This is a genomic window from Leptotrichia shahii (genome assembly GCF_008327825.1).
Lineage (GTDB): Bacteria > Fusobacteriota > Fusobacteriia > Fusobacteriales > Leptotrichiaceae > Leptotrichia > Leptotrichia shahii.
In genome coordinates this window covers 1,402,452-1,428,321 of sequence record NZ_AP019827.1, presented here as the reverse complement: position 1 = coordinate 1,428,321, position 25,870 = coordinate 1,402,452, and the positions used below count along the sequence as shown (strand labels likewise).

Here is a 25,870-nt window from a genome sequence, read left to right as displayed (position 1 = left end):
ACATATATATAGATGTTTTAGAAAATGAAAAAGATATATTGTGGTTGTTATTTTAAATAAATTAAAGTATAATATATTAATTACTATGGAAAGGTATTGTGAAATGAGTAAATATAAGGAAGTTTATAAAAATATAAAAAAACAAATAAAAGATGGAAAATTAAAGTCAAAAGACTATCTAAAAAGTGAGGCTGATTTGGCGATAGATTATTCCTGTTCGGTGCTTACTGTGAGAAAGGCACTTGCATTATTGGAGTCTGAGGGATATATTCAAAAAATAAAGGGAAAAAAGTCGATTGTGCTGGAAAAAGGGGATTTGAAAAATATTTCGCTTACTTCGATACAGACGTTTCAGGAATTGAATAAGATAAAAAATATAGATGTCAAGGCAAATTTAGTTAGTCTATATATAGTACAAGGTGTCGAGGAACTGATGGAAAAATTTAATGTTTCTAAAACTGCTGATTTTTACAAAGTTGTACGTACTTATTCCTTAGATGGCGAAGTTGTGCAGTATGCCACTTCTTATTTTGATAGAAAAATAGTAACCTATCTCAATGATGAAATAGCCAGCAAATCTATTTATGAATATCTAGAAAATGAACTGAATTTAAAAATATCGTATTCAAGGCGGGAAATAAAGTTCAGAAGTGCAACAGATGAAGAAAGACGGTATATAAATCTGGAAAATATTGACAGAGTTGTAGTTATTGAAACTTACGCCTATTTATCCAACGGAAATCTTTTTCAATACGAAACAATAACTTATCATCCTGATAAATTTACTTTTACGGCAATTGCTAAAAGGTAGTTGCTAAAAGGTTAAAAAGTCGGTATACTTATAGTAGTAATGGAATAAAAACAACAAATAACAAATTAAAGAAAGGAAATGATAATAATGGAAATAAACAAATTTATCGATCACACAATTTTGAAGGCGAGTGCTACGAGAGAAGATGTAAAAAAATTATGTGAAGAGGCTAAAAAATATGGATTTTATTCAGTTTGCGTGAATGGGGCAAATGTTGAGTATGCTTTTAGTCAAGTTAAGGATAGTGATGTAAAGGTTGCAGCAGTAGTTGGGTTTCCTTTGGGGGCTATGGCGACTGATGTAAAGGTATTCGAGGCGAAAAAGGCGATTGAAGATGGTTCTTCAGAAATTGACATGGTTATTAATGTTGGAGCATTGAAAGATAAGGACTACGATTTGGTGGAAAACGAAATTAGAAGAATTAAAGAAGCGATTGGAAAAAATATCTTGAAAGTGATTATTGAAACTTGCTATTTGACTGATGAGGAAAAAGTGAAGGCGTGTGAATTGGCTGTTAATGCGAATGCTGATTTTGTGAAAACTTCGACAGGTTTTGGAACTGGAGGGGCTACATTTGATGATGTGGAACTTATGAAAAAAGCAGTTGGAGATAAAGCTAAGGTTAAGGCAAGTGGTGGAGTGAGAGACTTTGAAACTGCGAAAAAATATATTGAACTGGGTGCTGAAAGATTAGGAACAAGTTCTGGAATTGCGATTGTGACTGGGGCTGAGAACGAAGGTTCTGGATATTAAATTTTTGTATTTTCTTAAATAAAAAAAGAGGTGGGAAAGATGAAATTTAAAAATTATTTATTTTTTGTATTTTTACTATTAATTTCTGTAATTAGTTTTGGAAAAAATACGAATGCTCAAGAAATTTTATTGACTGATAACGATGTAATTTTGAATTTAAGAGGGATTTTTAAGATGGATTGGGATAAAAGTGATCCAGAGGTGCCTTGCTCGGGTACTGGATATGGCGAAATGCTGTTTTATCCTGAAAATAAGGATATTGTGAATGGGAAACCGTTAGTTTTGAGGCTTAGAGATTTTGACTATAATAATCCAGATGTGAATGTGGATTATGAAAAGGAAGCAGCTAAGGATGAGAAAATTATAACTGAAACATTGAAGAAAAGTTTTCCAGAAGAGTACAAAAAAATGCAAAAAATTAGTAAAGGGAAATTTGAAGTTCCAGCGACAGTTAAGATAAAAAAGGTTTTGCCGTATACAGAATGTGATTTTACGACTGTTTACGCTTATGCTACAGAATTAAAGAGAGTTGATGGTGCGAAATCGAAAATTACTGAAGTTAAAACGAAAAAATCAAAGGATTTGGAAGAAGAATTTACAGATCCGAATGAACCTTTTGATTTAAAAAAATATGAAGTGAGTTCAAAGGATGGATATGCGAATTTGCGTGAAAAACCGACAAAAGAATCAAAAATTGTTTCAAAAATGGATAATGGAACTGTTGTGAAATATATTACAAAATTTGGCGACTGGTATTATATTTTTGATGTTGAGTATCCTGATGAAAGTAATAAGCTCTCAAAAATAAAGGAATATCGAGGTTTTATTCATAAAAGTCAGTTGAAAAAATATATTGATTAAAAATTTGAAAATACAAAAATTTCATACAAAAATTTTATATTAAATATCATTTGAAAAATAGGAAAATATTTTATTTATTTTTTGCTAAGGAGTTTTAATCTCTCATTAAATAGAATTCCTATCTAATGGGAAATAGTATGGAAATATAAAAAAAGGAAGAGAAAAAATGACTTTTGAAGAAATAGAGAAATTTTATAAGAAAGACACTATTATGGTAGCAAAGGACTTACTTGGAAAAATTTTGATTTCAAAGAATAAAAATGAAATATTTGCTGGATACATTGTTGAAACAGAGGCGTATTTGGGTGAATTTGACAGAGCGGCTCACGGTTATGGGAAAAAACGGACTCCAAAAGTAGAAGCGTTATTTGAAAAAGCTGGAACTGTTTATATTCATTCGATACACTCTCATAAAATGTTAAATATTGTCACTTGTGAAAAAGGAAATCCGCAAAGTGTGTTAATTAGAGCGATAGAGCCAATTTTGAATGTCGAAAGAATGGAAGAAAATCGTGGGAAAAGTGGAATTTTAGTGAGTAATGGTCCGGGAAAATTTACAAAGGCATTTGGGATTGATGATAGATTTTATAAGATGAAAATTCAGATTATTGAGAAAAATATGTTTGAAATTGAAAATTTTTCTGAAAAATTAGAAAATAAAAATTTTGGAATTAAATATGACATTTCTAAAATAGATGAGAAATATTTGTATCTTGATTTTGAAAATGCTAAAAATCCTAAGAAAATAGGTACTTCTGCGAGAATTGGAGTTCCGAATAAAGGTGTTTGGACTGAGAAAAAGTTGCGATTTTTTGTGGAAGGAAATAGATTTGTTTCAGGGATGAGGAAAACGGAGATGAAAGATGATGTTTGGAAGTGAGATATTTTTATTGTAATTTTTGTTTGAAAAGAAATTTATAAAATTTTGGGTTTGAATCGAAAGGAGAATATGTGAAGAAAAATATCTTAAAAGTATTGTTATTTCTAGTTTTGGCAAATGTGGGTTTTGGAGATATTATTCAAATTTTAGGAGATAGTTATTCAATATACAAAGGAAATGTTTATTATGGAAATAAAATTTTGGAGGGAGCAAATCCGAAAACTGCTGAGTTGATAGGATTTTCTCTTTTAAAAGATGATAAGAATGTTTATTACATGGGTGAAAAAGTAAAAGATGTAAAAATTAAAAATTTTGAAAAATTAGGTAAAAATTATTGGAAAAATGATAATAAAATTTATTATCGGGATAAAAGAATAGAAAATGCTGATATTATGAGTTTTAAAGTTTTAAATGAATATTTTGCGAAAGATAAAAATAATGTGTATATAGGAAATAGCAGCATAGGACTTTGGAAACTTGATAAAATTGAAAATCCTGAAACATTCGAATTTTTATCAGATACTGTAAATACTGATTCATTTTATGGAAAAGACAAATATAATGTTTATTATGTAAATAGGATATTTTTAAGTAGTTTTGGTACATATACTTGGATAGGGTTTAAAGTAGAAGGGATTAATAAAGATAAAGTAAAATTCTTGAATAAAAAATTTATAAAAGATGATAAAAACATTTATTTTGAAGGTAAAATTCTAGAAGATGTTGATTACAATACATTTGCAGTGCTTCCAAATGGAAATGGAAAAGATAAAAATCGAAGTTATGAATATTTGACTAAAGATGAATGGAAATGGTTTTAATCAAGAAAAAATTAATTATTTATATAAATAAAATAAAAAGGATAGGAAATAAAAAATGGAATTTAGAATAATGACTTATAATATTTATGGAGCAAGGCTTGCGGATGGCAAGAAATTGGCAAAAAGCATAAAAAAATACAAGCCTGATTTTGTTGCATTGCAGGAAGTTGATAAAAATACGAAAAGAAGTAATTTTCGTGACGTAACCCAGGATTTTGCACTTGAACTTGGGTATAATTATTATTATTTTCAAAAGGCAATAGATTTTGACAAAGGGGAGTTTGGAATTGCGTTTGTTTCAAAATATGATGTGAAAAATATATATGTTCACGAGCTACCATCTGCTGGAAATGAAAAAAGACAGGTTTTGGCAGCACAAATTAACAGTTCAAAATATAAAAAACATATTTTGGTTATAAATACTCATCTAGATTATGAGCTTGCAGTAAAAAGTACCCAAATTGACGATTTGGTGACAGTTATAGATTATTTTAAGGGAGATATAAAATTTCTATGTGGTGATTTTAACCTTTTGCCAACAACAGAGCATTATTGGGAAATTTGTAAAAACTGGAATGACACTTATTTTGAAGGCAAGGACTTGGAAAATAAATCAAATCTTGAAAACAGAAATCTTGAAACACAGAGAATTGATTATATAATGGCAAAAAAAGGTGAAAATTACAGAACTAAGCAAAGTTTTTTTATAAATGATGATTCGCAGGAATGGACAAAACTGTCGGATCATTTGCCGTATATGGCGGTTTTGGAGATTTAATGAGAGAGGAAAGTGAAAAAATTGGAATTATCAAAAGGTGAAAAAAGTTTTTTGAAAAATGTTGTAGAAGATTTAAGAGAACTTGGAAAATTTTCAATTAAATACAAAGAAATATATGAATTTGAAGATGAAAATTTAAGTTTAGTATGTAGTTCTTTTCAAAATTGGTTGAATAATATTTTTAGATATATGAATAGTCAATTACAATCTAGGTATTTTCATGCAGATGATTCAAGAGAGTTTATAAGTTTAGATAGTGAAATAGATATTTTTATTTCTAATTTGTATAGTCAAAAAATAGAACTACAGAAAGAATATAAAGATAAAATAGCAGAAATAAATGTATTTATCTGTAAATCTGGTGGAACATCTGTTCCAGAGACTTTTTCGAAAATTAATATAATAGAAACAGAACCAATATTTTATTTTAACGAAACAATAATCAAAAAAAATAAAAGTATAAAATTGCAGCCTGTTGGTGAAGGTTCATATGCTAAAGTGTATAAATATTATGATGAGGATTATGAGGAATGGTTTGCAGTGAAAAAATTAAAAGGTGAAGATTCAAAAGAGATAGAACGCTTTAGAAGAGAATTTAGTACAATGAAAAGATTAAATTCGCCTTTTATAGTCAAAGTATATAAATATTTAGCATCTGAAAATAAATATATTATGGAGTATTTAGATATAACATTATTTGATTATATTCAAAAAACTAAACCAAATATGGAAAAAATTAAGCAAATAATTCACCAAATTTTAGGATGTTTTTTATATTTATCACAAAATGATATTTTGCATAGAGATATAAGCCCGTATAATATATTAATTAAAAAATATGATAATAATGTTTTGATAAAAGTAAGTGATTTTGGATTAGTGAAAACAGAAGAAAGCTTTTTAACTTCAACAAATACAGATATAAAAGGTTCATTAAATGATCCTCAGTTAAAGGTGGTAGGATTTAAAAATTATGAAATAAGGCATGAAACATATGCTTTAAGTCAATTAATAACATTCTTATTAACTGGAAAAAGAAATTTTTCCAATATAAAGAATAAAAAAATTAGAGCTTTTTTAGAAAAAGGAATAAGTGATATAGAAAATAGATTTCAAAATATGGAAGAATTTTCTACAGAAGTAAAAAAATTATTAAGAGAATTAAATTAATTGTACTAGAAGCATAGTAACAAGAGAATTGTTGGAGTACCATTTGAAAGACCGTTTTTAAACTACCAAAATTGATTTTCAGATTCAACAGCAAGAAGATTTTTAAATAAACTTGTAAAAGGTGGGATTTTGAAACCGATTGGAGAGAAGAAAGGGAGAAAATATAGAAAGAAATAGTAAAATTTGGAGATAAATTATATGGAAATAAAATATTCAAAGTTTGAAATTAATATGTGGGATATATTTTTTCTAGTAATATATTTAAGTCATTTATTAGGAGGAATTGATATTTTATTTAATAAAAAAGAAAAGGTTGGAATAATTTTTTTGGTTATTGGAATAAGTTATTTAGTATACAGATTTCTTTTGGTAATGATTATTAAAAGCAAGATGAAATTTGATTTTTCTGATTATAAAGTGAAAATAAAAGGTCTATTTTTTGAGAAAACTATTGCATATAATGATATAAAAACTTTGACAGTGAGAAAAAATATATTAGGATCGTATGATATTCTTTTAAATTTTGACAGCTCAATAAATATTTATAAGTATTTCTGTAATTTAATAATGGATGTTTCAATAGAAAATAATCATGAGAAAAGTTATATTTTTTGTGACATAAAAAATAAAGACGAAATTTTGGAATATTTGTTGGAGAAAATAGGTTATCCAAAAAAAGAAATTCGTGAAAAAGTAAATGTAGAAAAATTATATGTGAAATATTCAATTTTTGAAAAGCATTATATGATGTGTTTTGCAGTATTTTGTATAATAGTAATTTTTTCAGTTGGAATTGCTTGGGGGTATTTAGAATTAATGATTGAATTATTTGTAATAATAATATTATTACTAGTGATGACTATGATAAAATTTTTTAGAAAAGATTATATTATGAAAAGATACAATAATTACAGTATATCAATATCTGAAAAGAAAAAAGAAATTTATATTATGGATGATTTTTTTGAAACAGATAAAAAAGTAATAATTAATTATGAAAATACAAATTTTGATAGTGTAAAATTTAATTTCTATTATGTTCAGAATAATGTTATGCCTAAAAATTATAAAAAATATACTAATTTAGAAAAATAAAATGAAAAATTTTAAAATTAATTGCTTTTAAAACAGATAAAAGATATAATTAACTAAAAAAGAAAGGAAGATAAAAAAATGAAAAAAATAGAAAGAATAACAATAATAGTTTTAGATAGTGTTGGAGCAGGAGAATTGCCTGATGCGAATTTGTTTGATGACTGTGGATCGAATACTTTAGGGAATATGGCGAAAGCTCATGGTGGAATGAGTTTGCCTAATATGGGTAAATTAGGACTTGGAAATATTACTGAGATTGAAGGGACTCCAGCTGTGGAAAGTGCTGAAGGGGCCTATGGAAGAGCGATTGAGGTATCGCATGGGAAAGATTCTACGACTGGGCATTGGGAAATTGCTGGTGTGCCGCTAGAAAGACCATTTCCAAATTACCAAAATGGATTTTCAGATGAGGTTATAAAGGAATTTGAAGAGAAAACAGGAAGAAAAGCTATGTTGAATAAGCCAATTTCAGGGACTGTAGCGATTGACCAATATGGAGAAGAACAAATTAAAACTGGAAATTGGATAGTTTACGGTTCAGCGGACCCTGTGTTTCAAATTGCTGCAAATGAAGAAATTATACCATTAGAAGAACTTTACAAAGCATGTGAAATTGCACTTGAAATTTGTAATGAAAAATCGCCTGTGGCAAGGGTAATTGCAAGACCTTATGTTGGTAAAAAAGTTGGAGAATTTAAAAGAACTGCAAACAGACACGACTTTTCGATTGATCCGCCAAAAGAAACAATGCTTGAAAGATTGGAAAAAGCTGGACTTGATGTAGTTGGAATTGGAAAAACAAGCGACTTGTTCAATGGAAAAGGAATTACAGATAATAGAAAAGCTAACCAGGATAATTTGGATGGAATTAAGAAAACAATTGTGGCATTGAAAGAAGATACAAAAGGATTGATTTTCACTAATTTGGTTGACTTTGATGCAGTTTATGGGCATAGAAGAAATGTGGAAGGTTATGTAAACGCTTTGATTGAATTTGACAACTGGCTGCCTGAAATTGAGAAAAACTTGAAAGATGATGAAATCTTGATTATCACTGCCGATCACGGAAATGACCCTACTTATAAAGGAACTGATCACACAAGAGAGTACATTCCAATATTGATTTACGGTAAAAATGTTAAAAAGAATGTAAATATTGGAACTAGAAAAACTTTTGCTGATATTGCGGCAACTGTTGAGGAAATTTTGTTGGGGACTGAAAATGAGGGGAGTTTTGCGAAAGAGGTTTTGGAAGACTAGGAAAAATAGGAAAGGAGATTAACTATGAATTGTCAAGCCCTTTTTAAAAAAGAAAAAATGAGGAAATTATGCTATTCTTTATTGTACATTATTGTTGGAATTTAGGTTATTTTATCATTATTTTTTTCTAAGAGTTTAGACATAAATTTTACTTTTATAATTACTTTAAAGATTATAGATTGGATAATATTGTTTCCAATAGTATTATTAGTTCCATTAATGTTTTTTATACAAATTAAAGAAAGTAAAATAAACAAACCCAAGAATAATAAATTAATAGGGATTAAAGAAATTGTTTTGATTAGTGGATTTAGCGTTGCATTTGTTATAAAAATGATGTTACCTCTGTGTCCAAAATTACAATTGATATTCATTATTATAATTATATGTATGATGTTTTATGTATATATAATATTACCAATTTTATGGATAAAAAAGAATGGATGCGAGAAAGCAGCAGTATTGGTTTTAACTGTTGTATCTCTTATTGTGGTAAAATTTTTGGATTCTGATTTTAATCAAAAATCAAATTTAGAAATTTTAAATTTATTTAATGTAATAATAACTATTTTAGAACAATTTTATTTATATTTTTTAGTAGAATTTTTTCTAAAGAAAAAAAAGACAATCCAATCAATTAATCAGTTAATGATTTTTTTGATTGTAATTATAGATATTCGTATAATATTAAGTGCTATAATTTGGAAGGAAAATCCGAAAGTTTTATCAAAAGAAATAATAATAAAACTAATTACAACAATAATATTTTATTTTATAAAAGAACGCCTTTGGAATCCAAAGAGTAATGTAAAAAAAATATTAGAGACTCAAACTAACCTTATTATAACTGAAAAACCAGAAACTTGGAAAAAATTAAAAGATTATTTCAAAAGATTAAAGAAAGAAGACAAAAAAATGTATAAAAATAGGAAATTAAAATTTTTAAAATATGAATCATGTTTATTAGAATCAAATGAAGAAAACTTTAATGAAAGTGAGATATTGTTATCAATTTGTGAATATAATAAACTTTTTAAAAATAAAAATTTTCGTATTTTTGTATTTGATACTGATAATTTAGAAATGGAGGAAAGATTTAAGGATAAATTTGATAGTAATAATTATTGTAAATTAGGAAATAATGTATATGTAGTAAGATATTCTGTTAAAAATAATGATAAAGAGTTTTTTGATATTTTAAGTGAGATATTAAAAGAAAAAAAATGATTAGACAGCTAGATATGAGAAATAAATAAAATTTTAAGAGGGGGGATTTTATGGAGAAAAAAGCAATACCCATAGAAATTGAAAACTTTGAAGATATTATAAAAGATAATTATTATTATGTAGATAAGTCAATGTTAATAGAAGATATTCTTGTAAATAGAGCTGCTGTGACACTTTTTACAAGGCCGAGAAGGTTTGGGAAAACGCTTAATATATCGATGATTAAGTATTTTTTTGATGTGAGAAATAAAGATGAGAATAGGAAACTTTTTGAGGGATTGAAGATATTTGGTAGCGAATATATGAAAGAGCAAGGGAAATATCCTGTTATTTTTGTTTCGTTGAAGGATTTAAGGGCGGATACTTGGGAAGGTACTTTTGAAAATTTAAAATCTTTTATTTCTGATTTGTATGCTGAATTTGAAGATATGAGAGAAATAATGAATAAGCGAGATAAAATAAAATTTGATAAAATATTTTATGAAGAGGAAAAAGGTGATTATGAAACTGCTTTAAAATTATTATCAAATTATATTTATAAGTATTATGGAAAAAAAGTAATAATTTTAATTGACGAATATGATGCACCAATAATTAATGCTTTTGATAAAGGTTATTACAATGAAGCAATAAATTTTTTTCAAGTATTTTATAGTTCGGCATTAAAAACTAATGATTCTTTGAAATATGGGATTTTGACTGGAATAACTCGGATTATAAAGGAAGGGATTTTTTCTGGTTTGAATAACCTTTATGTGAACACGATACTTAGTAAAAATTATTCAGAATATTTTGGTCTTCTTGAAAATGAAGTGATTGAAATGCTGGATTATTTTCAAATGAAGTATAAAACAAAGGAAGTTAAAGATTGGTACAATGGATATCGATTTGGAGATAAGGAAATTTATAATCCTTGGTCAATTATTAATTACATAAAAGAGAAAGAATTGAAAGCATATTGGGCAAATGTTTCTGGGAACACGCTTTTAGAAAATATGTTGGATCATGCGGGAGAAGATGTTTATACAGATTTGAAGCGATTTACTGATGGAGAAAGTATTGAAAAGTATATTTCAGATGGGACAACGATAAAAAGTCTTTTGGGTAATGAGGATGAAATATGGCAATTGTTTTTGTATAGCGGATATTTGACGAAGGCGAAAGAGCAAATTGAAATTGATGAAACTTTAGAATATACAAATATTTATAATTTAAAAATTCCAAATAAGGAAATTAGAAAATATTTTGGAAATATGTTTTTAAATAGATTTTTTGGAACAGAATTGAAAACAAGTATTTTGATAAAAGCATTGGAAAGTGGAGATATTAAGAAATTTGAAAAGACATTAGGTGAAATAATGGTAAATATGCTTAGTCATTTTGATTTGGATAGTGAAATGGAGAAAATTTATCAAGTGTTTATGATAGGACTTGTAGGATTTTTAATGGGAAAATATGAAATTATTTCAAATAATGAGAGTGGATATGGAAGATATGATCTTGCGATGATTCCAATAAAAAGCAATGAAAAAGCGTATTTAATGGAATTTAAAATTTCTAAAACGGAAAATAGGATGACTTTAAAGGCAGAAGAAGCTCTAAAACAGATTGATGAGAAAAAATATGACACGAGATTAAAGGCTAGAGGAATAAAAAATATTTTAAAGATAGGGATAGCATTTTATGGGAAAAAAGTGAAAGTTTTTAGTAAATAAATTAGATATTTGTAAAAATATTGAAGAATAACAGTTAATTAATAACTTTAAAACAGTAGGTGATAATCAGTGAATAAAAATGAAGAAGAAGAACAAAAATGGCTAGACTGGGCAATTGAACTTCAAAGTCTAGCACAAGCAGGACTTGCTTATGGGAAAGATAAATTTGATATTGAGCGGTTTGAGAGAATTAGGGAAATTTCGGCAGAAATGGTGGCACACAAAACTGAGATTTCGGTGGAAAAGGTAAAGGATTTATTTTGTAATGAAGGTGGGTATCAGACGCCTAAGATTGATGTGAGAGGCGTGATTTTTGAAAATGATAAAGTTCTTTTAATTCAGGAAAGTAATGGAAAATGGGCATTGCCAGGTGGATGGGCGGATGTTTATCTTTCTGTGAAGGAAAATGTGTTGAAGGAAGTTAAGGAAGAAGCTGGGATTGAGGCTAGTGCTGAGATGATTATAGCTTTGCTTGATGTTACAAAAAATCAAGGCAAAAAGATACCGTACGGTATAACGAAAGTATTTGTTTTGTGTGAATATGTGAGTGGAAAATTTGAGAAAAATATTGAAACGGTTGACAGCAGATATTTTGGGATTGATGAATTGCCTGAACTGGAAACAAAGAAAATCACAGCTGAGCAAATAAAAATGTGCTTTGAGGCGAATAGAAATAGGGATGAATGGAAGGTTGTCTTTGATTAGAAGTATCTAAAATTAGATAGAACATTTTATAAGTTAAAAATTTTTTAGAAACAGGGATATTGATTATTTTGAAAAAAATATTAATTTTGTAAATCTTGAGAGTACTTAAATTTTTTTTAAGTTGTATACTATTTAAATTAAGATAGTTTTTTGATTATTCAGAAAAATTTAAAATCTCTTAATAAAAAAAAATTTTAGGCAATTGTAAAAGTAAAAGCGATAAATATTGAACAACAGCAGTATTTGTGATTGCAAGGGGTCAAGACCCCTTGTCAGGAAGCGGAGAAAAACAAGAAAAATCAAGCATAAAAAATACTGTGTTTATTGCATTTTTAGACTTTTACAAATGGCTATAAAAAAATTAGAAAAGGAAAAATAAAGAATGAAAATTAGAAAAGCGACAATTAATGATTTGGAAGAATTGACGAAAATAGAGGCAGAATGTTTTCCAGCTGCAGAGGCGGCAACTGAAGAGAGTTTTCGTGGGAGATTGGAAATTTATCCAGATTTTTTTTGGATTTTGGAAAATGAGGATGGTAAAATTGTTTCGTTTGTAAATGGAATGGCTACGAATGATTATATTTTGACTGATGAAATGTTTGAAAATCCTAATTTACATGATGAAAATGGCGATTGGCAGATGATTTTTGGAGTGAATACGATTCCAGAATTTCGACATAGAGGCTATGCTGAAAAGGTTTTGAGAAAAGTTTTGGAAGATGCGAAAAACGATGGGAGAAAGGGTGTTGTATTGACTTGTAAAGATAGGCTTGTTCCGTTTTATGGGAAGATTGGGTTTATGAATGAAGGGTTATCGGAGTCGACTCATGGGGATGCGGTTTGGTATAATATGAGGATTATTTTTTAAAAAATTGAGAAATAAAAAAGTAGTATCGCTAAAAAATAGTTAATGTGATATAATAGGTTATAAAATAAAAAAGAACGGAGATAAGAAATGACAACAGGAGGAATAGAGACTTTTATAACATTTGGAGTATATTTACTATTTCTGATGGCGATAGGAGTATATTTTTATGTAAAGACAGATACTCATGAAGAATATATTTTAGGCGGAAGAGGTGTAGGATACTGGGTAACAGCAATGTCAGCTCAAGCAAGCGACATGAGTGGATGGCTGCTCTTAGGATTGCCGGGAGCTGTTTATTTATCAGGATTAAAGCAAATTTGGGTTATAATAGGGCTAACTATAGGAACTTATATAAATTGGAAATTGGTAGCACCGAGATTAAGAATGCAAACAGAAGAACACGAAGCATTAACAATTCCGACATTTATATCGAGGAAGTCAAATGATACGAAAGGTTATGTAAAAACTTTTTCAGCAATTGTAATTTTATTTTTCTTTACAATTTATTCAGCTTCAGGTTTAGTTTCTAATGGTAAGTTATTTGAATCGCTTTTAGGAATTGATTATCGGCTAGGAGTACTGATAGGTGGAGGGACAATAATATTCTATACATTTTTAGGTGGATATCTGGCGGGTGTTTGGACAGATTTTTTTCAAGGGATATTGATGTTTTTTGCGATTATAATTGTCCCAGTTGTGGCATATTTTGCAGTTGGAGGAAGTGGTGCGATTGATGTTGCGATGACTCAAAAAAATATTTCAATTAATTTGCTGAAATATCCGGAAGCACTTAGCATACCAGTAATTATTTCTGGATTAGGGTGGGGGCTTGGATATTTTGGGCAGCCACATATAATTGTAAAATTTATGAGCATAAAAAGTGTAGATGAATTATGGAAAGCTAGATTGATTGCAATGGTTTGGGTTGTTATTTCACTGATTGGTTCAATTGCGATAGGTCTTACAGGAATTGCTCTTTATAAAACAGTTCAAGATCCAGAAAAAATCTTCATCTACATGATAGGGAAATTATTCAATCCTTGGGTAGCAGGTGTTTTATATGCCGCAATTTTATCAGCGATAATGTCAACAATTTCAGCACAGCTATTGGTTGCTTCAAACACATTAACTGAAGATTTTTATAAATATATTGTAAAAAGGGAAAAGTCAAATAAAGAACTTATCTGGGTTGGAAGAATTTGTATAATAATAATTTTTGTGATTGCAACATTACTTGCAATGAATCCCAATTCAGAAGTACTATCGCTTGTGTCTTATGCATGGGCTGGATTTGGAGCTGTCTTTTCTCCAGTGATTTTATTTGTTTTATACAAAAAAGAAATATACTGGAAGAATATTTTAATTTCGATGACAGTTGCTACAGTTACAGTAATTTTATGGAATCAAAGCGGACTTGGTAAAATAATTTATGAAATTGTACCAGGATTTTTGATGAATGTGATAGTTTTATATATTTTGGAAAAGATTAATAAAGATAAAAAATAAAAAATTTAAAAAAGACTAATTTTAAAATCTAAAATAGTCTTTTTTTATATATCAAGGTTTATTTGTTCTTAAAGTATTTATTTTTTAGATATAAGATTAACGAGTACCTTTTTTATTGTGGTCTTTTTGTTTTTCTTTATACTTTCTAACTTGTCTTTCTAGTCTGTCTGATAAGTCATCAATTGCTGCGTATAAGTCTTTATTTTCAGCTTCTATTTTTATTTTTGTACCACTTGCAAAAACTAATCCGTCAGCTTTGTGAACTGGACCTTCAGATTTTGTATCTTCAACAGTCAGAACAACATCGACTTCTGTGATAGCATCTGAATACTTGGAAATTCGGCTTATTTTTTCTTCAGCGTAAGTTTTAATTGCATCTGTGACTTTAAGTTGTTTTCCACTAATAATGATTTTCATAAATCATCACATCCTTTCATCTATGTCAATAATATTGTACCTTGAAAATTCAAAATGTCAATAGTAAAAATAAAATAATTAAAATTTTTTAGTAAAATATTATAAATAATATTATAAAATTCTATTAAATTAAAGAAAAAATAGTAAAATAAGAAATTGAGATTTAAGAAATATTGGGAAAATATGTTATGAAAAGAGTAATTTATTTTGGCACAGAAATAATTTTTGGGTATTGAAAAAATAGTAAAATTTTGTTATACTTTTAATAGGTAGAAGATTTTACAGTAATGTGAGATTTTTTTAGGGAAATATTTTATTGGAGGAAAGATGAAAAAAAATTTTTTTGTCAGAAGAGCGATCAGGATATTTTTTAATAGACAAATTGTAAAATTGTCTGCTTTGTTATATAAAAAATATAAAAAATTAAATATACAAATATATGGAAAATCTAGGTAATTTTTTTGCTTGGATTTTTATTTTTTATAAAATATGAAATAGAGAAGGAGAGATAAAGATGAATTATAGAATCTTTGTGGAAAAAAAGAAAGATTTTAGAGTAGAAACACAGAATTTATTCAGTGATTTGAAGGAAAATATAGGCATAAGCGGGCTTAGAGATGTGAGAGTTCTGAATATTTATGATGTGTTTAACTTGGGTGAAAATGATTTGGAAAAATTGGAAACAACGGTATTTTCAGAAATAAATGTTGACAATGTTTTTAGATCGCTGGATGAAGTGTTTGAAGAAAAAGATTCAGAAAATGTATATTTCTCAGTAGAATTTTTGCCAGGTCAGTATGACCAGAGAGCAGATTCTGCAATTCAATGTGTAAATTTATTAATCGATAAAGACAATAATATTAACGTAAAGAGTGGAAAATTGATAATTTTATACGGAAAAATTTCTCCTGATGAACTTGCGAGAATAAAAAAATATTATATAAATGAAGTTGAGGCAAGAGAAAAGGATTTGAACATTTTAAGTGAAAATGTTGAAACTGAAAATAAAGATGATGTTATTGTGTACGATGGATTTACTGAAAAAACAAAAGAAGAAATTGAAAATTTAAAAAATAAATTGGAACTGGCAATGACAGTAAATGACTTGTTATTTATTCAGGAATATTTCAAAAATGAGGAAAAAAGAAATCCTACAGAAACTGAAATTCGTGTTCTTGATACTTACTGGAGTGACCACTGCCGACACACAACTTTTGAAACAATCATTGACGATATAAAAATTGAAAATGAAACTTACAAAAATATTATAGAAAAGGCTATTAATGAGTACTTGGAAAGCAGGGAGTACGTTCATGCTGACAGAATTTCTAAAAAGCCGATGACTCTTATGGATATTGCTACAATTTTTGGAAAAGAGCAGAGAAAAAATGGGAATTTGCCAGATTTGGAAGTTTCAGATGAAATAAATGCTTGTTCAATTTATATTGATGTGCCAATTGAAAGAATCAATGAAGATGGGGAAAAAAATATAACTACTGAAAAATGGATTTTGCAGTTTAAAAATGAAACTCATAACCATCCGACAGAAATTGAGCCGTTTGGAGGGGCTTCTACTTGTATTGGTGGAGCAATCCGTGATCCATTATCTGGAAGAACTTATGTTTATCAGGCTGTGAGAATTAGCGGTTCTGCTGATCCAACTGAAAAAATTGCAGATACAATGGCTGGAAAATTACCGCAAAAGGTTATTACACAAGTGGCTGCACATGGATTTTCTTCTTATGGAAACCAGATTGGGCTTGCAACAACTCACGTAAATGAAATTTATGATGAAGGCTACAAGGCTAAAAGAATGGAACTGGGGCTTGTCGTAGGAGCGGCACCTGCTGAAAATATTATTCGGGAAAAGCCTGAAAATGGAGATATTGTAATTTTACTTGGTGGAAGAACTGGAAGAGATGGAATTGGTGGAGCAACAGGGTCGTCTAAGGAACATACAACAGAATCTTCGGAAAAATCAAGTGCAGAAGTTCAAAAAGGAAATGCAATTGTAGAAAGAAAAATTCAAAGACTTTTCAGAAATAGAAATGTTACAAAATTAATTAAAAAATGTAACGACTTTGGAGCTGGAGGAGTTTCGGTCGCAATTGGAGAATTAGCTGACGGGCTTGAAATTGACTTGAATAAGGTAAGAGTGAAATATATTGGGCTAAATGGTACAGAACTTGCTATTTCAGAGTCGCAGGAGAGAATGGCTGTTGTTATCGAAAAACAAAACTTGGATAAATTTATAGAATTTGCAAACGAGGAAAATCTGGAAGCGTATCAAGTAGCTGAAATTAATGATTCAAACAGACTTGTTATGAAATACAACGGAAAAGCGATTGTTGATATTTCCAGAGATTTCCTAAATACAAACGGAGCTGCTTCAAACATCAATATTACAATTGAAAATACACCAAAATTGAATTTGAACAGAGAAATTGAAGGAAATGACTTTAGAAGTAAATTTATAAATAACTTAAAAGACTTGAATGTAGCTTCGCAAAGGGGATTAGTTGAAACTTTTGATTCAACAATTGGAGCAACGACGGTATTAATGCCATTTGGTGGAAAATATCAGTTGACTCCTGCGGAAGTTTCGGTGCAAAAAGTGTCGGTAATCAATGCAGAAACTGATGTTGCTTCAATGGTTGGATACGGATATAATCCTTATGTTGCAAAACAAAGCACATTCCACGGCGGTGCTTATGCTGTGATTGAATCAATGGCAAAAGTTGTTGCTGGTGGAGGAAATTACAAAAATATCAGATTTACATTTCAGGAATATTTTGAAAGATTGGGACAGGATTCTAAAAAATGGGGTAAACCGCTGTCAGCATTATTAGGGACATTGCATATACAAAAAGCCTTTGGATTGCCGTCAATTGGTGGGAAGGACTCAATGAGCGGAACATTTAACGAAATTTCTGTGCCGCCAACATTGGTATCATTTGCTGTGAGTGTTACGGATGCGGAAAATGTAATTTCTAGCGAATTTAAGAAGGCTGGAAACAATGTGTACTTGATTACAACGCCAAATGATGAAAATGATTTGCCAGAACTTGACGAGCTAAAAGCAAACTTTGATTTTATAACTGAAAATATAAGAAATAAAAAAATTATTTCTGCTGTGGCTGTAAAAAATGGTGGAATTGCTGAAAGCATTGCAAAAATGGCATTTGGAAATAAACTTGGTGTAGATGTTACAGCGCAAATTGATGAAAATGACTGGTTTAAGGTAAATTATGGAGCATTTATTGTAGAAACTGCTGAAAATATTGAAAATAAAAATGCTGTTTTACTTGGAAAAGTTATAGATAATGCGAAAATTACTATAGATAATACAACTTTTGACTTGGATGAATTAATTGGAAATTGGGAAAGTAAACTTGAAAAAATATTCCCAGTTAAGAAAAAAGTCGACGAAGAACATAAAACTGCACATTGTAAAGGTATAAAATATGAAAAACTTGAAAAAATCGAAACTCAAAATGTAATTAGTAATATTTCTAACACTTATGCAAAACCAAGAGTATTTATTCCAGTATTCCCTGGAACGAACTCAGAATATGATTTGGAAAGAGCTTTTAATAGAGAAGGCGGACTTGCAAAAATTGGTGTATTTAATAATTTGTCACATAGAAATATTTTAAGCTCAATTGATAATTTTGTCAAAGAAATTAATAATTCGCAAATTTTAATGTTACCTGGTGGATTTAGTGCGGGAGATGAACCAGATGGATCAGCTAAGTTTATGGTTGCTGTGCTGAAGAATAAAAAGGTTAAAGAAGCAGTGGAAAATCTGTTGAAGAGAGATGGATTAATTTTAGGAATTTGTAACGGATTCCAAGCGTTGATAAAATCAGGATTACTTCCTTATGGAGAAATTCGTGAATTGAATGAAACTTCACCAACATTGACATTTAATTCAATTGACAAGCATATGTCAAAAATTGTGCAAACAAAAATTATTACAAATAATTCGCCTTGGCTTTCTAGCATGAAAGAAGGGGATATTCATTCAGTAGCAATTTCTCACGGTGAAGGAAGAATAATTATTACAGAAGATGAATACAAAAAATTATTCAAAAACAATCAAATTGCTACAAAATATGTTGATTTGGATGGAAATTCGACAATGGATTCACAATTTAATCCAAATGGTTCATATTATGCGATTGAAGGAATGTTAGCTTATAACGGTAGAATCTTTGGTAAAATGGGACATTCTGAAAGAAAAGGAAAGAATGTTTATAAAAATATTTATGGAGATAAAGAACAAAATATCTTTAGAAATGGAATTAAATTTTTCAAATAAATAATAAATTTTTAACCGAGAGGAATTTTTATAAAATTATGAATAAAAAACGATTATTCTTAGTGATTATAACTTTTCTGTTTATTATAAGCTGTCAGTCAAATCAGGAAGATGGAATACCAATAGAGCAAATATTACATTTTCCAGAAAAAACTGAAAATAAGAAGATAAATTATTATGATAAAGAATACTCAAAGGAACTAGATATAAGAAATAAAAAAGGTGAGTATAGCCTGATTTTATCAGGTTATGCTTATTCACCAGATAAAGATGCCTATTATAATGTTTACAGGTCAAGCTTCCTAGATGGAAATGATAATTTTGTAAAAGGAACACCTAAGAATATTGAGGATTTTCTTGTATATGAAAAAGTAATGGATGTTGGATTAGAAAAGTTTTATAAAGAGATTGACAATCTTGAAAAAGTACAAAAAAAAGAGCCTAAATTAGCAGATCTCGATAAGTATGTACAGGATTGGATAAATATTCTACGAGAAGAGAGAGCAAAAATAAAAGAAATTAGAAGTTATTATGAAACTGGAGAATATAAAAAAGATGATTATTCAAAAGGCAAAATTTTAAATGATGAATATTTAAAAATTTTATATAAAAGAAAACAAATATTTAGAACACTTAATAAGAAAGTGAAACAAGAAGATTACGAGGAAGAAAAAACAATAATATCAAATTCCATATCTGATGATAATTTATACATGAATTTAAGAAAATTAAATCTATTAATGGGAATTTTTGATGACAGATTATATGACTGGAATGAGATTTCTATTGGAAAAAATGAAAAATTTAATGTTGATATAAAGAATCAGAAGAAATACAGGGCAGAATTAGAGTTAATTTTAATGGAAGTAGAAAAACAATTAAAAAAAACAAAAGAATTAACAACAGATTCTAAAATATATTCAATGTATTTAAAAAAAGATGTGTATATAAAAATACTTGAGCAAGGGGATAAGGGTGTGGAATTATCTAAAAAAATATTGGATAAAATAGATAATAAAAATTATGATAATTTGAATGCGCTTGCAGTTGACAATGTTGTAAATACGCTTGAGATGTATATAAATATACGGCAAAATCTAATAGTAAAATAATAAACTTAGAAGGAGGAATTATAATGAAAGTAGCAATATTTTTTGGAAGTCAGTCAGATACTGATAAAATGAGAGGTGCAGCAAATTGCTTGAGAGAATTTGGGATTGAGTTTGAAGCTTATGTATTGTCAGCTCACAGAGTTCCTGAAAAATTGGAGGAAGTTTTAGCTGATGTTGAAAAAAGAGGTGCAGAAGTGATTATCGCTGGAGCTGGACTTGCGGCACATTTACCAGGAGTTATTGCTTCAAAAACAATATTGCCTGTAGTTGGAGTACCTTTAAATGGTGCAATTGAAGGATTGGATGCACTTTATTCAATTGTTCAAATGCCAAAATCTATTCCAGTGGCAACTGTTGGAATTAATAATTCATACAATTCAGGAATGTTAGCTGTGCAAATTCTTGCGATTAAATATCCTGAAATTAGAGAAAAATTGGTTACATTTAGAAAAGAAATGAAAGCTAAATTTATTGCTGATAATGAGAAAAAAGTTGAGCTATAATCTTTAATATTTGTCTAACATAACTTAATTTAAAAAATAAAAGCGATAAGGGAATTTTGATTCCTTGTGTGAAAGTATAAAAAATTTAAAATAAAAATGTAAAAAATGGAGGAAATAAAAATGGAAAAAAGAGAACAAATTTACGAAGGAAAAGCAAAATCAATTTTTGAAACAGATAAAGCAGATGAAATAATTATGTACTTTAAAGATGATGCGACTGCATTTAATGGGATTAAAAAAGATCAATTGGAAGATAAGGGGATTTTGAATAATAAAATTTCTACATTACTTTATGGATATTTAATTAAACATGGTGTAAAAACTCACTGGATTAAAACTTTGAATGAAAGGGAACAGCTTTGTAAAAAGGTGGAAATTGTTCCTTTGGAAGTGATTATTAGAAATAGGGCGACTGGAAGTTTTGTAAAAAGATATGCGGCTGAAGAAGGGAAAATTTTTAAAAGACCTACTTTTGAATTGTCTTACAAAAATGATGATTTAGGAGATCCGTTGTTGAATGATGATCACGCTTTAGCATTGGAATTGGTTACTGAAGAAGAATTGGCTGAGATAAAAAAACAAACTTTCTTAATTAATGATTTGTTGTCTACATTATTTGACAAAATGAACTTGATTTTAGTAGATTATAAAATTGAATTTGGAAGAGATAAAGACGGAAATATATTGCTTGCAGATGAAATTAGTCCAGATTCAATGAGACTTTGGGATAAAGATACGCTTAAAAAATTGGATAAAGATAGATTTAGACAAGATTTGGGAGATGTAATGGGAGCATATCGTGAAGTGCTTCGTCGTCTGGAAGAAGTTTTAAAATAAATTTCTAAAATTAAATATTAGCAAGAGGTTAAGACCCCTTGTCATTTAAATAAAATTAGAAAATACTGATAAATTATAAACTAAAATATTTATAATAAAAATGGAGGAAAACTACAAATGATTAAGAGTTTGAATGAGGAATGTGGAGTATTTGGAGTTTATGGACATCCTGATGCAGCAAGACTGACTTATTACGGACTTCACAGTCTTCAGCACAGAGGGCAAGAAGCGGCAGGAATTGTGGTAAGTGATGGTAAACGTGTAAATGGACATCGTGGGCCTGGATTAGTGTCGGAAGTATTTAATGATGACAGAATTTTTAACCGTTTGAAAGGAAGTTGTGCTATTGGACACGTTAGATATGCAACTTCTGGAAGCGGTAGCGGACGTAATATTCAGCCATTTTTATTTCAATTTTTTGATGGAAGTATTGCTTTGGCACACAATGGAAACTTGATTAATGCAAAAACATTAAAAAAAGAGCTGGAAGAACATGGTGCGATTTTTCATTCTACATCAGACACAGAAGTGTTGGTTCATTTGATTAGAAGAAGTAAAGAAAAGAACTTTTTAAGCCAATTGAAAGATGCGTTAAGACAAATAAAAGGCGGATTTTCTTTCTTAGTTCAAACTCAAACGGAATTATATGGTGCAGTTGATCCCTTTGAATTTCGTCCATTAATTTTAGGGCAAACCAAAAACGGAGCGTATATTTTGGCAAGTGAAACATGTGCATTGGAAATCGTGGGAGCAGAATTTATTAGAAATATTAGATCTGGAGAAATAATTATCATTAACAAAGAAGGATATAGAATTGAAAAATATACTGAAAATACTTCAACTGCCATTGCGGCAATGGAATATGTGTATTTTTCAAGACCTGATTCAGATATTTCAGGAGTAAATGTTCATTCTGCCCGTAAAAGATGTGGTAGAAGATTGGCACAGGAAGCCCCAGTTGAACATGCAGATATGATAATCGGAGTTCCCAACTCATCATTATCAGCGGCAAGCGGATATGCAGAGGAAATTGGAAAGCCTTATGAAATGGGACTAATAAAAAATCAATATGTAGCCCGTACTTTTATTCAGCCAACTCAGGAATTGCGTGAGCAAGGTGTCAGAATGAAGTTATCTGCTGTAAAAAGTGTTGTAAAAGATAAAGTTGTGGTTATGATAGATGACTCAATAGTCCGTGGAACAACTTCAAGCCGTATAGTTCAACTGTTAAAAGAAGCAGGAGTAAAAGAAGTGCATGTCCGTATTGCCTCTCCAGAATTTAAATTTCCTATCTTTTACGGAATAGATGTTTCAAAATCCTCTGAATTGATTTCAGCGAATAAAACTGTTGAGGAAGTAAGAGAGTATATAGGGGCAGATTCACTTGCATTTCTTAGCATAGATGGACTGATTGATTCGATAGGGCTTGATTTTGATGCACCTTATACTGGGCTTTGCATGGAGTGCTTTAATGGAGATTATCCTGCTGGATTGGGAGATTATGAGGAAGAATTTTATGCTTCGTTGACACCAATTCAAAAAGAGGCTTTGAAAGAATTAAAAAAATAGAAAATTTATATGAAAGAAATTAATGAGAATATGAAAAAGTTTATTTTAATAATGTCAATAGTAATAGCAAGTATTGGGTATACTGATACATATAATAAAAATATAGAAAGTGATGTACCGCATTTAGATGTGAATTATGAAGTTATTTTTGATAAAGTAAAAAATGTTAAGACATCAGAAGGTATAGCATATAATGAATATAGAATTATGTTACCTGTAACAAAGATAAAATGGGTGAATGACATTTTAGTTAAAGAATTAAGTAATGCTATATTTGATGGAGAAAAAAATGTTTCTGATAAAGAAAAATTAAAAGAAATGATTTCAAATAAATTCAATAAGTTAAATAATGAAAACTATGAAAATGAAAGTGCTTATAATTATACATTCGGTGCAGCTATAGTATATTTAGGACAAAAAGGAAATATTGTTTCATTTAAAAGTATAAGTCGAGGTGCTACATTGGCTGTGAGAGACTATGGCGATGTTAATTATATAAATATTGATATTAATAAAAAGAAAAAATTAAAATTAAAAGATATAATAATAAATTATAAGGAAAATGATGGCAGAATTTCAAGGTTATTGAAAGAAAATTATGATCAAGGGCTTGAATATGAAGAAAAATCAAGATATACAGGAAATGTTCCAGAAAGATTTTATTTTTCAGATGAAGGCTTAACATTTGAATTTGCTACACTTGAACTAACAGATACATTTAGTGATGCAGGAAGCATATTAACAATACCTTGGAAAAAAATAAATCCATTGTTATATCCAGAGTATAGAGAAAATGAAGTATCAATTTTTGATCGTTGGTGGGATTAATTAAAAACATTGATGATAAAATAATAAATATGAAATATCAATACAATAAAATTAGGAGGAGAAAATGTCAATTTCTTATAAAGATTCGGGAGTAGATAAAGAAGAAGGATACAAAAGTGTAGAAAAAATAAAAAATGGTGCAAAAAGTACGTATAATGCCAATGTTATGAATGATTTAGGAAGTTTTGGGGCATTGTACAAATTAGGAGATTATAAAAAGCCTGTGCTGGTTTCTGGAACTGACGGAGTTGGGACAAAATTAAAAGTTGCATTTGAAACAGGAATTTACAACACAGTTGGAATAGACTGTGTGGCAATGTGTATAAACGATATTTTGTGTCACGGAGCAAAACCGCTATTTTTCCTAGATTACTTAGCTTGTGGAAAATTAGATTCAAATGTATCGGCTGAAATTGTAAGTGGAGTTGTGGAAGGATGCTTGCAGTCAGAAGCTTCCTTAATTGGTGGAGAAACAGCGGAAATGCCGGGATTTTACACACCAGGAGAATACGATATAGCAGGATTTGCAGTAGGTGCAGTAGAAGAGGATCAAATTGTCAATGGTTCAGATGTTAAAGAAAACGATGTTTTAATTGCAATTCCATCAAGCGGAGCTCATAGTAACGGTTTTTCACTAATTAGAAAATTATTTACTGACTTTACTGAAGTTTACAATGGGAAACCAATTGGAGAGCATTTATTGACTCCTACAAAGATTTATGTAAAACCAGTTCAGGCTGTAATGAAGGAAGTAAAAATTAACGGAATGGCTCATATCACTGGTGGAGGGCTAATTGAAAATGTTCCAAGAACAATACCTGACGGACTTTGTGCAAATATCGAAAAAGCGAAAGTAAAAGTTCATTCAATATTCAAGCACGAAACATTCTCAAAAGTTCCAGAAGAAGAAATGTGGGGAACATTCAATATGGGAGTTGGATTTGTTGTTATTGTAAATAAAAATGATGCTCAAACAGTTATTGATATCTTAGCTGAAAATGGAGAAGAAGCCTATGAATTAGGAACTATCGTTAAAGGCGACAAAAAAATTAATTTATACTAAAATTATAAATAAAATACATTTCTAAAACAAGGGGTCTTGACTCCTTGTCAAAATTTAAAAATTTTAAAGAGAGTGAAAAAATGTTTAATAAAAATAAAAAAAGAATAGCAGTTCTAGTTTCTGGTGGAGGGTCGAACTTACAATCAATTATTAACAATATTGAGCAAGGAAACTTAAATTGTGAAATTTCTTATGTAATTGCAGATAGAGAGTGCTATGGATTGGAGAGAGCAGAAAAACATGGTATAAAAAATGTTTTGCTTGACAGAAAAGTATTAAAAGAAAAATTATCTGATGAAATTAGCGATATCCTTGAAAATGATGACAAAAAAACAGATTATATCGTATTAGCAGGATATCTGTCAATTTTATCGCCAGAATTTATAAAAAAATGGTCAAGAAAAATTATAAATATCCATCCATCATTGCTTCCAAAATTTGGTGGAAAAGGAATGTATGGAATGAATGTTCACAGAGCAGTTATCGAAGCAAAAGAAACTGAAAGCGGTTGCACAATTCATTTTGTTGATACAGGAGTTGATACGGGAGAAGTAATTTTACAGATGAAAGTTCCTGTGCTTAGTGATGATACACCTGAAATCTTGCAGAAGAGGGTGCTTGAGAAGGAGCATGTTTTGCTGATTGAAGGAATTAAGAAGTTATTAGGAAAATAATTTTGAAAGTAAAGAAAAAGGTGAAATATGGATTTAGAAGAAATACTAGTAGTTATTGCAGTGATTACTGGAGGATTAACTGGATTTTTGCTGGTA

23 protein-coding genes are annotated in these 25,870 nt (G+C 29.3%); 22 read left to right on the top strand and 1 reads right to left on the bottom strand.

Annotated features, from left to right (window positions below; all coding sequences use genetic code 11):
• Window positions 1-103: 103 nt before the first annotated feature.
• The 14 genes from F1564_RS06615 (at window position 104) to putP (ending at window position 14,450) form a co-directional block, all read left to right on the top strand.
• On the top strand, window positions 104-811 hold the full coding sequence (locus F1564_RS06615) for a GntR family transcriptional regulator (RefSeq protein ID WP_026231171.1): 708 nt from the start codon (window positions 104-106) through the stop codon (window positions 809-811).
• Between the two features lie 87 nt (window positions 812-898).
• On the top strand, window positions 899-1,564 hold the full coding sequence (gene deoC / locus F1564_RS06610) for a deoxyribose-phosphate aldolase (RefSeq protein WP_018449687.1): 666 nt from the start codon (window positions 899-901) through the stop codon (window positions 1,562-1,564).
• 39 nt (window positions 1,565-1,603) lie between these two features.
• Window positions 1,604-2,425 carry an SH3 domain-containing protein gene (locus F1564_RS06605; RefSeq protein WP_018449688.1) on the top strand — a complete coding sequence of 274 codons (822 nt, stop codon included), beginning with the start codon at window positions 1,604-1,606 and terminating at the stop codon, window positions 2,423-2,425.
• Between the two features lie 166 nt (window positions 2,426-2,591).
• Window positions 2,592-3,305, top strand: coding sequence for a DNA-3-methyladenine glycosylase (locus F1564_RS06600; protein WP_018449689.1), 714 nt, complete (start codon window positions 2,592-2,594; stop codon window positions 3,303-3,305).
• 71 nt (window positions 3,306-3,376) lie between these two features.
• Window positions 3,377-4,126: a DKNYY domain-containing protein gene (locus F1564_RS06595; protein ID WP_018449690.1), complete on the top strand. Its 750-nt coding sequence runs from the start codon at window positions 3,377-3,379 to the stop codon at window positions 4,124-4,126.
• A 55-nt stretch (window positions 4,127-4,181) separates the two neighbouring features.
• Window positions 4,182-4,904, top strand: a complete 723-nt coding sequence (locus F1564_RS06590; RefSeq protein WP_018449691.1) for an endonuclease/exonuclease/phosphatase family protein — start codon at window positions 4,182-4,184, stop codon at window positions 4,902-4,904.
• Window positions 4,905-4,916: 12 nt separating this feature from the next.
• The gene (locus tag F1564_RS06585) at window positions 4,917-6,074 is read left to right on the top strand and encodes a protein kinase domain-containing protein (RefSeq protein WP_018449692.1); all 1,158 of its coding nucleotides are present in this window, start codon (window positions 4,917-4,919) and stop codon (window positions 6,072-6,074) included.
• Between the two features lie 198 nt (window positions 6,075-6,272).
• The gene (locus F1564_RS06575) at window positions 6,273-7,169 is read left to right on the top strand and encodes a YdbT family protein (RefSeq protein WP_018449693.1); all 897 of its coding nucleotides are present in this window, start codon (window positions 6,273-6,275) and stop codon (window positions 7,167-7,169) included.
• A 78-nt stretch (window positions 7,170-7,247) separates the two neighbouring features.
• Complete coding sequence (locus F1564_RS06570) at window positions 7,248-8,429, top strand: phosphopentomutase (RefSeq protein WP_018449694.1); 1,182 nt, start codon at window positions 7,248-7,250, stop codon at window positions 8,427-8,429.
• Between the two features lie 297 nt (window positions 8,430-8,726).
• Window positions 8,727-9,656 carry a hypothetical protein gene (locus F1564_RS06565; protein WP_149201924.1) on the top strand — a complete coding sequence of 310 codons (930 nt, stop codon included), beginning with the start codon at window positions 8,727-8,729 and terminating at the stop codon, window positions 9,654-9,656.
• 50 nt (window positions 9,657-9,706) lie between these two features.
• Window positions 9,707-11,371 (top strand): AAA family ATPase, encoded by a 1,665-nt coding sequence (locus tag F1564_RS06560; protein ID WP_018449696.1) that lies wholly within the window; start codon window positions 9,707-9,709, stop codon window positions 11,369-11,371.
• Window positions 11,372-11,440: 69 nt separating this feature from the next.
• A complete protein-coding gene (locus tag F1564_RS06555) occupies window positions 11,441-12,076 on the top strand; it encodes an NUDIX hydrolase (RefSeq protein ID WP_018449697.1) in 636 nt (211 codons plus the stop codon).
• Between the two features lie 382 nt (window positions 12,077-12,458).
• On the top strand, window positions 12,459-12,944 hold the full coding sequence (locus F1564_RS06550; protein WP_018449698.1) for a GNAT family N-acetyltransferase: 486 nt from the start codon (window positions 12,459-12,461) through the stop codon (window positions 12,942-12,944).
• An 87-nt stretch (window positions 12,945-13,031) separates the two neighbouring features.
• Window positions 13,032-14,450, top strand: coding sequence for a sodium/proline symporter PutP (gene putP, locus F1564_RS06545; RefSeq protein ID WP_018449699.1), 1,419 nt, complete (start codon window positions 13,032-13,034; stop codon window positions 14,448-14,450).
• Window positions 14,451-14,546: 96 nt separating this feature from the next.
• Here the strand turns inward: putP and hpf are convergent, their stop codons facing one another.
• The gene (hpf, locus tag F1564_RS06540; RefSeq protein ID WP_018449700.1) at window positions 14,547-14,867 is read right to left on the bottom strand and encodes a ribosome hibernation-promoting factor, HPF/YfiA family; all 321 of its coding nucleotides are present in this window, start codon (window positions 14,865-14,867) and stop codon (window positions 14,547-14,549) included.
• Between the two features lie 514 nt (window positions 14,868-15,381).
• On the opposite strand from hpf, the gene F1564_RS06535 reads away from it, so the two are divergent.
• The 8 genes from F1564_RS06535 to purN all read left to right on the top strand — a co-directional run bounded on the left by F1564_RS06535 (window position 15,382) and on the right by purN (window position 25,774).
• Window positions 15,382-19,188 carry a phosphoribosylformylglycinamidine synthase gene (locus tag F1564_RS06535; protein ID WP_018449702.1) on the top strand — a complete coding sequence of 1,269 codons (3,807 nt, stop codon included), beginning with the start codon at window positions 15,382-15,384 and terminating at the stop codon, window positions 19,186-19,188.
• Between the two features lie 38 nt (window positions 19,189-19,226).
• The gene (locus F1564_RS06530) at window positions 19,227-20,300 is read left to right on the top strand and encodes a DUF3829 domain-containing protein (protein WP_018449703.1); all 1,074 of its coding nucleotides are present in this window, start codon (window positions 19,227-19,229) and stop codon (window positions 20,298-20,300) included.
• Window positions 20,301-20,323: 23 nt separating this feature from the next.
• Window positions 20,324-20,803: a 5-(carboxyamino)imidazole ribonucleotide mutase gene (gene purE / locus F1564_RS06525; protein WP_018449704.1), complete on the top strand. Its 480-nt coding sequence runs from the start codon at window positions 20,324-20,326 to the stop codon at window positions 20,801-20,803.
• A gap of 120 nt (window positions 20,804-20,923) precedes the next feature.
• Complete coding sequence (purC, locus tag F1564_RS06520; RefSeq protein ID WP_018449705.1) at window positions 20,924-21,640, top strand: phosphoribosylaminoimidazolesuccinocarboxamide synthase; 717 nt, start codon at window positions 20,924-20,926, stop codon at window positions 21,638-21,640.
• A gap of 117 nt (window positions 21,641-21,757) precedes the next feature.
• Complete coding sequence (gene purF / locus F1564_RS06515) at window positions 21,758-23,209, top strand: amidophosphoribosyltransferase (RefSeq protein WP_018449706.1); 1,452 nt, start codon at window positions 21,758-21,760, stop codon at window positions 23,207-23,209.
• A 9-nt stretch (window positions 23,210-23,218) separates the two neighbouring features.
• Window positions 23,219-24,037 carry a hypothetical protein gene (locus F1564_RS06510; protein ID WP_018449707.1) on the top strand — a complete coding sequence of 273 codons (819 nt, stop codon included), beginning with the start codon at window positions 23,219-23,221 and terminating at the stop codon, window positions 24,035-24,037.
• A gap of 64 nt (window positions 24,038-24,101) precedes the next feature.
• On the top strand, window positions 24,102-25,100 hold the full coding sequence (purM, locus tag F1564_RS06505) for a phosphoribosylformylglycinamidine cyclo-ligase (RefSeq protein WP_018449708.1): 999 nt from the start codon (window positions 24,102-24,104) through the stop codon (window positions 25,098-25,100).
• Window positions 25,101-25,180: 80 nt separating this feature from the next.
• Window positions 25,181-25,774: a phosphoribosylglycinamide formyltransferase gene (purN, locus tag F1564_RS06500; protein ID WP_026231174.1), complete on the top strand. Its 594-nt coding sequence runs from the start codon at window positions 25,181-25,183 to the stop codon at window positions 25,772-25,774.
• Window positions 25,775-25,870 lie beyond the last annotated feature (96 nt).

Bases quoted from the DNA above. Each gene is read 5' to 3' on its own strand.
- F1564_RS06615 (WP_026231171.1), top strand. From the start codon at position 104: ATGAGTAAATATAAGGAAGTTTATAAAAATATAAAAAAACAAATAAAA.
- deoC (WP_018449687.1), top strand. From the start codon at position 899: ATGGAAATAAACAAATTTATCGATCACACAATTTTGAAGGCGAGTGCT.
- F1564_RS06605 (WP_018449688.1), top strand. From the start codon at position 1,604: ATGAAATTTAAAAATTATTTATTTTTTGTATTTTTACTATTAATTTCT.
- F1564_RS06600 (WP_018449689.1), top strand. From the start codon at position 2,592: ATGACTTTTGAAGAAATAGAGAAATTTTATAAGAAAGACACTATTATG.
- F1564_RS06590 (WP_018449691.1), top strand. From the start codon at position 4,182: ATGGAATTTAGAATAATGACTTATAATATTTATGGAGCAAGGCTTGCG.
- F1564_RS06575 (WP_018449693.1), top strand. From the start codon at position 6,273: ATGGAAATAAAATATTCAAAGTTTGAAATTAATATGTGGGATATATTT.
- F1564_RS06570 (WP_018449694.1), top strand. From the start codon at position 7,248: ATGAAAAAAATAGAAAGAATAACAATAATAGTTTTAGATAGTGTTGGA.
- F1564_RS06560 (WP_018449696.1), top strand. From the start codon at position 9,707: ATGGAGAAAAAAGCAATACCCATAGAAATTGAAAACTTTGAAGATATT.
- F1564_RS06550 (WP_018449698.1), top strand. From the start codon at position 12,459: ATGAAAATTAGAAAAGCGACAATTAATGATTTGGAAGAATTGACGAAA.
- putP (WP_018449699.1), top strand. From the start codon at position 13,032: ATGACAACAGGAGGAATAGAGACTTTTATAACATTTGGAGTATATTTA.
- hpf (WP_018449700.1), bottom strand. From the start codon at position 14,867: ATGAAAATCATTATTAGTGGAAAACAACTTAAAGTCACAGATGCAATT.
- F1564_RS06535 (WP_018449702.1), top strand. From the start codon at position 15,382: ATGAATTATAGAATCTTTGTGGAAAAAAAGAAAGATTTTAGAGTAGAA.
- F1564_RS06530 (WP_018449703.1), top strand. From the start codon at position 19,227: ATGAATAAAAAACGATTATTCTTAGTGATTATAACTTTTCTGTTTATT.
- purE (WP_018449704.1), top strand. From the start codon at position 20,324: ATGAAAGTAGCAATATTTTTTGGAAGTCAGTCAGATACTGATAAAATG.
- purC (WP_018449705.1), top strand. From the start codon at position 20,924: ATGGAAAAAAGAGAACAAATTTACGAAGGAAAAGCAAAATCAATTTTT.
- purF (WP_018449706.1), top strand. From the start codon at position 21,758: ATGATTAAGAGTTTGAATGAGGAATGTGGAGTATTTGGAGTTTATGGA.
- F1564_RS06510 (WP_018449707.1), top strand. From the start codon at position 23,219: ATGAAAGAAATTAATGAGAATATGAAAAAGTTTATTTTAATAATGTCA.
- purM (WP_018449708.1), top strand. From the start codon at position 24,102: ATGTCAATTTCTTATAAAGATTCGGGAGTAGATAAAGAAGAAGGATAC.
- purN (WP_026231174.1), top strand. From the start codon at position 25,181: ATGTTTAATAAAAATAAAAAAAGAATAGCAGTTCTAGTTTCTGGTGGA.